At 36.3% G+C, this 9,789-nt stretch carries 9 protein-coding genes and 1 pseudogene; 9 read left to right on the plus strand and 1 reads right to left on the minus strand.

The genetic code is table 11. From position 1 onward, the window contains the following. Positions 1-56: 56 nt before the first annotated feature. On the plus strand, positions 57-719 hold the full coding sequence (locus ABPH35_RS05400) for a hypothetical protein (RefSeq protein ID WP_349988681.1): 663 nt from the start codon (positions 57-59) through the stop codon (positions 717-719). Positions 720-723: 4 nt separating this feature from the next. Here ABPH35_RS05400 and ABPH35_RS11040 read toward each other — a convergent pair. Next, positions 724-1,636: pseudogene (locus ABPH35_RS11040) on the minus strand (IS982 family transposase). 257 nt (positions 1,637-1,893) lie between these two features. Here ABPH35_RS11040 and ABPH35_RS05415 point away from each other — a divergent pair. The 8 genes from ABPH35_RS05415 (at position 1,894) to ABPH35_RS05450 (ending at position 9,660) form a co-directional block, all read left to right on the plus strand. After that, positions 1,894-2,994, plus strand: a complete 1,101-nt coding sequence (locus ABPH35_RS05415; protein ID WP_349988684.1) for a Gfo/Idh/MocA family protein — start codon at positions 1,894-1,896, stop codon at positions 2,992-2,994. Positions 2,995-3,121: 127 nt separating this feature from the next. After that, positions 3,122-4,192, plus strand: coding sequence for a Gfo/Idh/MocA family protein (locus ABPH35_RS05420; RefSeq protein ID WP_349988685.1), 1,071 nt, complete (start codon positions 3,122-3,124; stop codon positions 4,190-4,192). 74 nt (positions 4,193-4,266) lie between these two features. Next, complete coding sequence (locus tag ABPH35_RS05425) at positions 4,267-5,181, plus strand: sugar phosphate isomerase/epimerase family protein (protein WP_349988686.1); 915 nt, start codon at positions 4,267-4,269, stop codon at positions 5,179-5,181. Between the two features lie 9 nt (positions 5,182-5,190). Next, positions 5,191-5,667: a PTS sugar transporter subunit IIA gene (locus ABPH35_RS05430; protein ID WP_349988687.1), complete on the plus strand. Its 477-nt coding sequence runs from the start codon at positions 5,191-5,193 to the stop codon at positions 5,665-5,667. 14 nt (positions 5,668-5,681) lie between these two features. After that, a complete protein-coding gene (locus tag ABPH35_RS05435) occupies positions 5,682-6,686 on the plus strand; it encodes a sugar phosphate isomerase/epimerase family protein (protein WP_349988688.1) in 1,005 nt (334 codons plus the stop codon). A gap of 10 nt (positions 6,687-6,696) precedes the next feature. Next, entirely contained in the window at positions 6,697-7,089 is a 393-nt protein-coding gene (locus tag ABPH35_RS05440) for a C-glycoside deglycosidase beta subunit domain-containing protein (RefSeq protein WP_349988689.1), read from the plus strand. A gap of 356 nt (positions 7,090-7,445) precedes the next feature. Beyond that, positions 7,446-7,751, plus strand: coding sequence for a hypothetical protein (locus ABPH35_RS05445; RefSeq protein WP_349988690.1), 306 nt, complete (start codon positions 7,446-7,448; stop codon positions 7,749-7,751). A 28-nt stretch (positions 7,752-7,779) separates the two neighbouring features. Continuing rightward, a complete protein-coding gene (locus ABPH35_RS05450) occupies positions 7,780-9,660 on the plus strand; it encodes a helix-turn-helix domain-containing protein (RefSeq protein ID WP_349988691.1) in 1,881 nt (626 codons plus the stop codon). Positions 9,661-9,789 lie beyond the last annotated feature (129 nt).

The raw sequence follows: 9,789 nt of genomic DNA on the forward strand, positions 1-9,789 counted from the left end.
AATTCGTATTTCTGATTGAACTAAGCCTTGTCAAGTTTTATAAGGAGGGGAACGTTATGTGGTGGAATCAACCTGAAGAATTTGCTTGGACTTATGCAAAGACAAATAATTTTGACGAATTTAAAAAACGGTTGATGTACTGGATAGAATCTTGGGACTATGATAGTGAAGCTGAAAGTACAAAGAGACTTTTGAAAGGAGCACGTCAGTCGTTTGTCAATCAACGTAGAAATGGTCATAGAAAAGTTGAATTACAGAGCGAGTATTGGGATAAGGTGATTGACTATCTAGCAGTAGCTTATTATGGAGAACGCCCAGGTCATCTCTTTACAACAAGTATCAACTCGCTTAGAAGACCAGTAGATGAGTTTAGTAAGGACATTCAGCGGATTGTATGGCGGTTTGCGGAAACTGAAGATGTAGAAGGAGCTGAGAAGTGCCTGACTGGTTTTGTACGTCTCTACTTGAATGATGTTCATCTGTTTAAATTGGAACCAGTCTTTAAAAATGCCAGTGAGATCTTAAAGGAGCAACGAAGTCATAGAGAAGATATGGATAGTGAATATTGGGAAATAATGATCCATAATTTGGATCATATGTTTGCAGACTATGATAATAATTCAACCGAGACAGTGAATAGAGGAAATCTTGAAGAATTGTTTAAAAATGTTATAGAGGCGAACCGCAAAAAATTTAATAATTTATACCCGATGTGCTAGTCAATTAGGCATAGGCATGAGAATATTTCAAACTTACCCCCCAGTTTATGATGACTACTTTCGAGCATAAGAGAATAGTTAAGCAATATCGCTTTCGCTCTAAATTTGAGTGCCGCTAGGTTTCTGCAACGTAAACACTCGATACCAAATTGCTCTAAACTCGAAAATACGGTCTCTATAGGATTTCTCAAGCGACTGATTCTGTAATTGTCAATCCACGAATAACCCATCATGTTTTTCCTTAGTTGTGATATCAACTGAATACCATACTGAGACAATTTTGATTTCACTTGTTTATCGACATAGCCCTTATCTCCATAAACGATTGAAAATAGCCTGTTTTCAAGTAGTTCCAAAGCAACATCACCGTCATAAACAGAGGCTGAAGTTACCACATAATCAATAGGAAAGCCCTTATCACTGACAAGCACTGAAAATTTGATGCCGTAGTAGTGCATTTTCTTAGTCGCATTATAGCCAATATCGGCCACTTCTGATAAAAGTGTTGCTCTTAAGTTGCGAATGGGTTGACACAAAGCACAAGGAAAGCTGTCAATCAAGCCGAAAGAGCAGGTTTGACACAAGTCTAAGACCATAAAATAGCGCATCCGCTGAATACTTTGAGCAAGATTTTAGCAGATACGGCAAAATCGAGAGCGTTCTGGGAAATTATCGGGGAAGAGGTTGTGACGAATGGCACGGTAAATAGCACTTGCTGTTTGGCATCCCTCTTCAATTACCCAGCGATAACTAGCGATAATAACCGTATCAGGTTGCTTTTGTAAATGAACATTTCGCCGATGTCTAACCTTAGCAGGGACAAAGCGATTATACAAAGTAATCACTTTAGTCAAGGTTCTTGAAAAAATGACTTGTATTTGATTGGGATTTACGAGATAATAAACTTGGCTTTGCATATCATTCCCTCATTTCGTGGTTGTTTTGAGTTTATGATACGCAAAGTTTTTTTGTTTGGCTAGAATTAACTAGCACAAGAATTTAAAAATATACCTATTTTGTTGGTATATTTTTATGTTTAAGATACTATTTAAAATTTTTCTGGTTAAAAATTAATAATGAATGATATAAAATTAGATAGGTTTCTCAATGATAAAAGTTTTAAAATAATATATGTAAACGATAACAACATAAAAAATAAATGGAGGATACATTCATGAAAAAATTAAAATTTGGTATTATCGGTTGTGGTGGTATCGCTAATAGCAAACACTTACCTGCTCTAGCAAAATTAACTGAAGAGTTAGAGATGGTTGCTTTTTGTGACATTATTGAAGAGAGAGCAGTTAAAGCTGCTGCAGAATATGGTGTTGAAGAAGCATTGGTGACAACAGACTATCGTGAGATTGCTAATCATCCAGATATTGATGTTATTCATGTCTTGACACCAAATGTATCACACTCAGAAATTACTGTTGCATCACTTGAAGGTGGCAAGCATGTTATGTGTGAGAAACCAATGGCTATTAACTATCAAGAAGCAAAAGCAATGCTGGATGCCTCTAAACGCACAGGTAAAAAATTGACAATTGGTTATCAAAATCGTTTTCGTGCGGATTCACTTGTTACCAAAGAAGCATGTGAAAATGGTGAATTAGGAGATATTTACTTTGCAAAGGCTCATGCAGTCCGTCGTAAAGGTGTTCCAACTTGGGGTGTTTTTCCAGACAAATCAAAACAAGGTGGTGGCCCACTTATTGATATTGGTACTCACGCTCTTGACTTAACTCTTTGGTACATGGACAACTATGAGCCAGCCATGGTACTTGGATCTACCTACCAAAAACTGAAAGATAATCCAATGGGAAATATGTTTGGTAACTGGAATCCTGAAACCTTTGAAACAGAAGATTCGGCTTTTGGTCTAATTAAAATGAAAAATGGAGCAACGATTTTCCTAGAAGCAGCTTGGGCACTCAATATGATTAATCCTAAAGAAGCACAAGTAACCCTTTGTGGAACAGAAGGTGGGGCTGAAATGTTTGGCAAAGCCTTTATGGATCAAGGGTATGTAGTCTTTAATCGTGCGGCTCATGGACAATTAGAAGAAGTACAACCTTCTGAAGCTGGTGGCGTTTTTGGATTTGCTGGAGAAAGTCGAGAACAACGTGATGTTGAAGCGCGTCAATGGGTAGATGCTATTATCAATGATACAGAACCATTAGTGAAACCAGAACAAGCGATTGTTGTTACACGTATTCTTGAGGCAATCTACAAATCAGCCGAAACAGGACAGGCAGTAATATTTGAGGATTAAAACAGTCCAGTGGACTGTTTTAACCGAGGCATAGAAACTTGAGGGGCTCGTAAGTCCAGTGAACTGCTTTAGATTGAAGCTAGAACAATCTAGCAAAAAACATTAAATTGACATGGGGTAAATAAGCATGACAGAAAAGAAATTACATTTTGGAATTATCGGATTTGGTTTTATGGGACAAACCCATGCCAAAATGATTACAGAAGACTTGGATTATGCTGAAGTCGTAGCAGTTTGTGATATAAACCAAGTCCAATTGGAAAATGCAGATGATAGCTATAAAACCTATTTAACCGCAGATGAGCTATTACAAGAAGAAGCAATTGACACAGTTATTATTGCTGTACCAAATCATATTCACCTAGAAATGGTGAAAAAAGCTGCAGTAGCTGGAAAAGATATTATCTGTGAAAAACCTGTTGCTATGAATGCGGAAGAATTTGCAGAAATGCAGGCTGTAACAGAAAAAGCAGGGGTTCGATTCACCATTCACCACCAACGCCGTTGGGATAAGGACTATGCTATTGCTAAAGAAGTCTATCAAAGTGGCACTTTAGGAAAAACCTACACGATCCAAAATAGCCTCTATGGTTTTAATGGGAACATGCATGATTGGCATATCTATCCAGAATTTGGTGGTGGTATGTTGTATGATTGGGGAATTCACTTGCTAGATCAGATGCTCTTTATGGTGGATAGTGAGATTGAAACAGTTTATGCGACAGTAAAAAATATTATTAATAAAGATGTTGATGATTACTTTAATATTCAGCTACAATTCAAAAATGGCGTGACTGGTCAAGTGGAGTTGGGAACATATTTCCTTAGTCAAGAAGAAGGTTGGTTTGAACGTCATTGGTTCTTAGGAGGTAATGAGGGTTCAGCAAAAATCGATGGCTTCCATCCACAAGGTGAAATTACTCGAACAACTGACCTACTTCGCAATGTTCCAGGTCAAATCACTATGACAGCAGCTGGTCCAACTCGTTCATTTGGCCCAGCACCAGAAGGGCGTATTGTAACGGAACAGTTGCCAGAAGTTGCTGTTCGTCATCGTGACTATTTTGATACTTACTACGACTATGTGACAGGAAAAGGAGAATTGGTAGTTAAACCAGTTGAAATGTTACGATTGATGAAACTGATGGATGCGATTCGAATATCTGCTAAAGAGCATCGCAGTATTTCATTTGAATAAATAGCTAAGCTTCAAACATTGGGAACTCGCTATTTGAGCGATTCCCTTTGTAATAAATAGAAAGAGGAACTCGGATGAAATTAGGACTTGTTTCAGCCATTTTAGATAAATCAGATTTTTATGAATTGATTGATGTTGTCGCCGAGAATGGCTTGGATTGTGTAGAAGTAGCTTGTTGGCCTAAAGGTAAAGCCGCGCGTCGTTATGCAGGTGTTTCCCATATTGATGTAGCAAATTTGACGATTGATAAAGCAGAAGAATTCAAAACCTATGCTGCAAGTAAAGGTGTTGATATTTCGTCTTTAGCTTACTATCCAAATCCTTTGGATGAGAATTTAGAGAGACGTAAAGAAGTTATCGACCATATTTATAAGGTAATTGATGCCTCTGCTCTTATGGGGATTAACATGGTGACAACTTTCATAGGTCGCATGCCAAGTAAAGCAGTATCTGTTAATATTGAGGAAGTCGTAAAAGTTTGGACACCGATTTTAGAATATGCCCAATCAAAAGGTGTGAAAATCGCAATTGAAAATTGTCCAATGCTCTTCACAGAAGATGAGTGGCCAGGAGGACAAAATTTAATGACAACTCCAGCCATCTGGCGTCAAATTTTTGAAGCTTTGCCATTTGACAATTTGGGAATTAACTATGATCCATCGCATTTTATTTGGCAACAAATTGATTATATAGCACCATTATATGAGTTCAGAGATAAAATTTTTCATGTTCATTATAAAGATATCAAGATTTATGAAGATAAACTCAGAGATGTAGGAATTATGGCAACACCACTTCAGTATATGAGTCCGAAATTGCCAGGACTTGGTGATGTAAACTGGAATAAATATGTTTCAGCTTTGACAGATATTGGATTTGAAGGTTATACAGTTATCGAAGTAGAAGATAAAGCCTTTGAAAAATCTTATGAAGATGTGAAAAAATCCATTACCTTAAGTGCTCGTTATCTTCGTAACTTTGTTATCTAGGAGTTTGTTATGTTTGGATTATTTAAGAAGATTGTAGACATTAATAATACTATTTCAGCTCCTGTTGATGGGATATTTGTCAAAATGGAAGATGTACCAGATCCTGTATTTGCACAGAAAATGATGGGAGATGGTTTTGCTGTAAAGCCATCTCAGACGACTGTTTATAGTCCTGTTTGTGGAAAGGTAACAAGTATTTTTCCCACAAAACATGCTATTGGTATTGAATCTGATTCGGGTCGGGAATTGATTGTACATATGGGAGTGGATACTGTAAGTTTAAGTGGGAAACCATTTAAAATATATGTAAACAAAGGAGATACAGTAACTCAAGCGAGCAAATTAGCCAAAGTTGATTTGGGTATGTTGGCTGTAGAAGGTAGAGAAGATGTAATCATTGTCGCATTTCCAGGAGCTAGCGCAGAGGAATTGAAGCTTGGTAGCTTTACTTCGGTAACAGCCGGAATGGCAGTGGGTCAATTATGAGTTGAGGTGAAAGAATGAGTATTAAAACAGCGGTAAGCTTGTATAGTTTACAAGATGAATTTATGAATGGTCGGATGTCTCTTGAAGAAATTTTAGAATATTTAGATGAACTGGGTGTAGAAGGTTTTGAAATTCTTCCCGATCAAATGCTTCATGGCACTCCAAATCCAACGGAAGAAACATTGGCAGAATGGGATCGTATCATTGCAAAAACTAAGGCAAAGCCTGTTATTGCCGATGTTTTCCTAAATACTAACTTGTATAAGAATCGTACGTTGACACAAAAAGAGTCAGTTGATTTGTTGATTGAAGAAATCAAATTAGCCAATCGTCTTGGTTTCAAAATGATTCGTTTGGTATCGATGGTACCAGCCTTCGTCATTGAGCCGCTTCTTCCATATTGTGAGAAGTATGATGTGACGATTGCTCTTGAAATTCATGCAGGTATGAGTTTTACAGAGTCAGAGACAGCTGAATTTATCGAAGAAATGAAACGCGTCAATTCTCCATATGTGGGCTTAGTAGTTGATACTGGTATCTTCTGTAATCGTATCCCTCGTGTCTTTAATGAATTTAACAAGCAAGTACTTGGTGTTAATCCAGATATTATTGATTATTTCAATTCATTCTTTGATAAAGGACTTGATGGAACTCATGCCTTTGATGAAAATCATCAATTCCAACCTGAATTAGCAGCTATGGCTACGCCGAAAGATATGCCATACATTTATTTAGCTGATGGCTATGAAAATACACCGTTGGAAGTTATGGATGAATTAATTCCATTTATTAAGCATTTCCACTTTAAGCTATGGGAAATGACTGAGGAAGGTAATGAGTACTCCATTGACTATAAGAAAATTCTGCAATACTTGCATGATAAGGGGTATGATGGTTATGTAGCAACTGAATATGAAGGTAACCGCTGGATTTTACCAGGAAATCGTATGGTTGAGAAAGAACAGGTTGCTGCCCACCAAAAACTATTGCGTGCAACAATTGCTGAAATCGAAGGATAGGAGAAATAGAATGTTTGATAATAATGTATTTAAAAAAGATTCTTGTAAAAACCGTGTGGTAGATGGGCAAACTGTAGGTTTTGAGTTAGAAACTTATATCACTTACTATCGTGCTATTCCCTTGTCCATGGTAGATGATGTTCAAGTACGAGTAAACGATGAGCAAGTGGCGCGTGAAGCTATTACGTGCAGTCCAAATGGGCAAGACTGGTTTACACTGGATGAAATGGAAACTGTGACAACCTATAAATGGGAATATGATATTCCACTAAAAATTCGTGTGGCTCAACAAGGAGGACTATCTGTCGGTGAACATGATGTTGAATTGACAGTCATCACGCGCACAGCTTACATTCCGATTCCGATTAAAGGAGTGAATAGTCGTAAAGTACAGATTGCTTAGTCCAGTTTGAGAGTAATAGTAAAATGATCTGTTGGATTTTTAGCAAGGCACGAGAAGTATCGAAGTGAGAGAAGCTATAGTGTAGCTCGCTTCCTGTCTCTAAAGTACTTCACAGTTCAGTTGATTGGATGATTTAGAAGTAACTATCATATCGATTAATCACTGCATCAATTTATCTTGACTAACTCTGAGAAGCTGGGCTTTTCGTCTAGCTTCTTTTTGATTGTATGAATGATAATATGTGTGAATTTGATGATAAAGGTATTACTTTTTATTTTACACTCTTTTTAGTATTCCATGTTTTTTGGGATAATATGTTAGAATAAGTAAAGTTATTATTTATTTGGAGAGATAGAATGTTAACAATTTCAGTATACGATAAAGTAAGTTCCTTTGATAGTAATTCCTTGAGAATCATTTATAATCTAGGAATTTTTTTAAGAGTAAATGATTCTGTCTTATCACGTTTTGATTTTTATTTGGCAAATGTGAATGAAAAACTTGAAATAAAACAAACTCAGGAATATATCTCTTATGCAGTATTTTCAATAGATATTAAACAACTTCGTTCGATATTCGGAAATCAGCAGCTTCTATTTGAGGCGGATAGCAGTCAATCGAAAAATGACAATCATAGCCTATTAAGTCAGGTGTCTTTCTAAATTACTATTAAGTTGGTCAGAACAGAGTTTGCTATCAGAAGCAGAGTTTCGTCGATATAGTCTTGATCTGTATATATTATTGGTTCAACATTACCGTATCAATACATTTCAATTGTATGAGCGAAGTCAGGTAGATTTATATAAGGAGTATATTGAACAACATTTCCAAGAAGAGCTTAGTCTTGCTCAAATAAGTTCAGCATTTTATATGACTCCTCAGTATTTTTCCAAACATTTTAAGGAAGTTGTAGGTGAAAAATTCTATCAATACCTAACTAAAACCCGTTTAAATTATGCTGTAAGCCTAATGGAACAAAGCAATATGAATATGCTTCAAATTGCCCTAGAGAGCGGCTTTACGACGACAGCATCCTTCAATAGAGTGTTTAAAGAGGTTTATGATTGTTTACCAACTGATTATAGGAAGAGGATTCGAAATCAGCAACACAGTAGTATGATGATTAGCTACCAAGAGATGCTAGATCTGTTGCAGTTTGAGCAGGAGAAAGAACCTGCTACACAGGAATTGATTACGAATGTTGATATAGGTCATAGAACACCTGTTCTTCCTTTTTGGAAAAAAGTAATAAATATTGGTTCAGGTACGTCTATCAAGTCGCAAGAGGCTAGGGAACAGTTTCTACAGTTTCAGCAGGAATTAAGTTTCGAATTTGTGAGATTTGAATTGTATTTTCCTAAAAACTTTAATGAGGAATATCAATTTTATCGAGAAGAACGAGAACTAGATTTTTTTGTTCAATTAAATCTGAAGTTTCAATTAGTGATTAATTTTCGTCAATTTAGAAATACAGAAAATGCCTTTGATTATTTAAAAAGATTTCTATCTCATTTTTCCAATAGATATAGTATTAATAGGGTTCGAAAATGGAGAATAGAACTAGATTATCCAACCGTGTTTACCAAAAGTAAGTTATTGGAGTATGGATTGACATACCGTCAGATTAGTCAAATATTAGAAGAATTTAAAATCGAAGAAAGTCTGTATGGTCCTGGTTTTATCCTTGGAGATTTTGAAAGTTTTAAATACTTCGTCCATCAGATTACTATTGGAACGGTGCCAGAAATTCACCATTTGACATTTCATATTCAGCCTGAAATTGGAACTATTTCTGATGCCAACTTTACTTGGAAAACAGTAACGGATCAGAATCACGTTCGTAATCAATTGGAGATGATACGGAGTTATCTTCAATCGGAAACGATTCAAATTCACATTGTTGAATGGAAAGCTATTTCAGGAGAAAGGTTTATATTACATGATTCGACTTATAAAGCAGCAAATATCATTCAAACTAGTTTGACAAGCTTTGATGCGTTGTCAGATATTGCATGGAACATCCCGCTAGATATGATCCTTGATGAAGACGCAGGCAGACTTTTATCAGGATTAGAAGGCTGTATCACTGCTCATGGTATCCGCAAGCCAAGTTATTTTGCTCATCAATTCTTGAATCGGCATGGAGAAGAATTAATCGATGTAAATAATCACTCAATGTTGACTGCGAGTGGTCACAATATCACGATTGTGAGTCATAACTGTATGAATCTCAGTTCGCGCTACTATTTAGAGGGGAATGATGATTTAAATACGCTCTTTGAAACGAGAGAACCGCTAAAGTTATCTTTTCAATTAAGAGGTATGAAGCCAGGGAACTATCTTGTTAAGACTAGGCGTATTCATTCTGAATCAGGAAGCATTATTGAATTATGTCAACGTGTATTTCTAGACGGAAGTGAAACCGCTGGGCGTTCAGAGATTGAATTTTTAAAACACATGACAATACCTCATCTGAGCGTAGAGACTTTTTTAGTTGTAGATGATTTTGATCTGTCAGTTATTCTAGAGCCAAATGAGATTCGCCATACTCACATTATTTATCTTTATTAAAAGACAAATTGTAAAATATAGTGCAACAAAAAAACTCATAGGGTTTCTTTCGTGTAAACTGTAAGTAACGACACCAACAGAACACGAGGGAACCTATGAGCTACTCACATTTTACCATAAAAGAGCGAC

This window comes from Streptococcus handemini, assembly GCF_040984445.1.
GTDB lineage: Bacteria > Bacillota > Bacilli > Lactobacillales > Streptococcaceae > Streptococcus > Streptococcus handemini.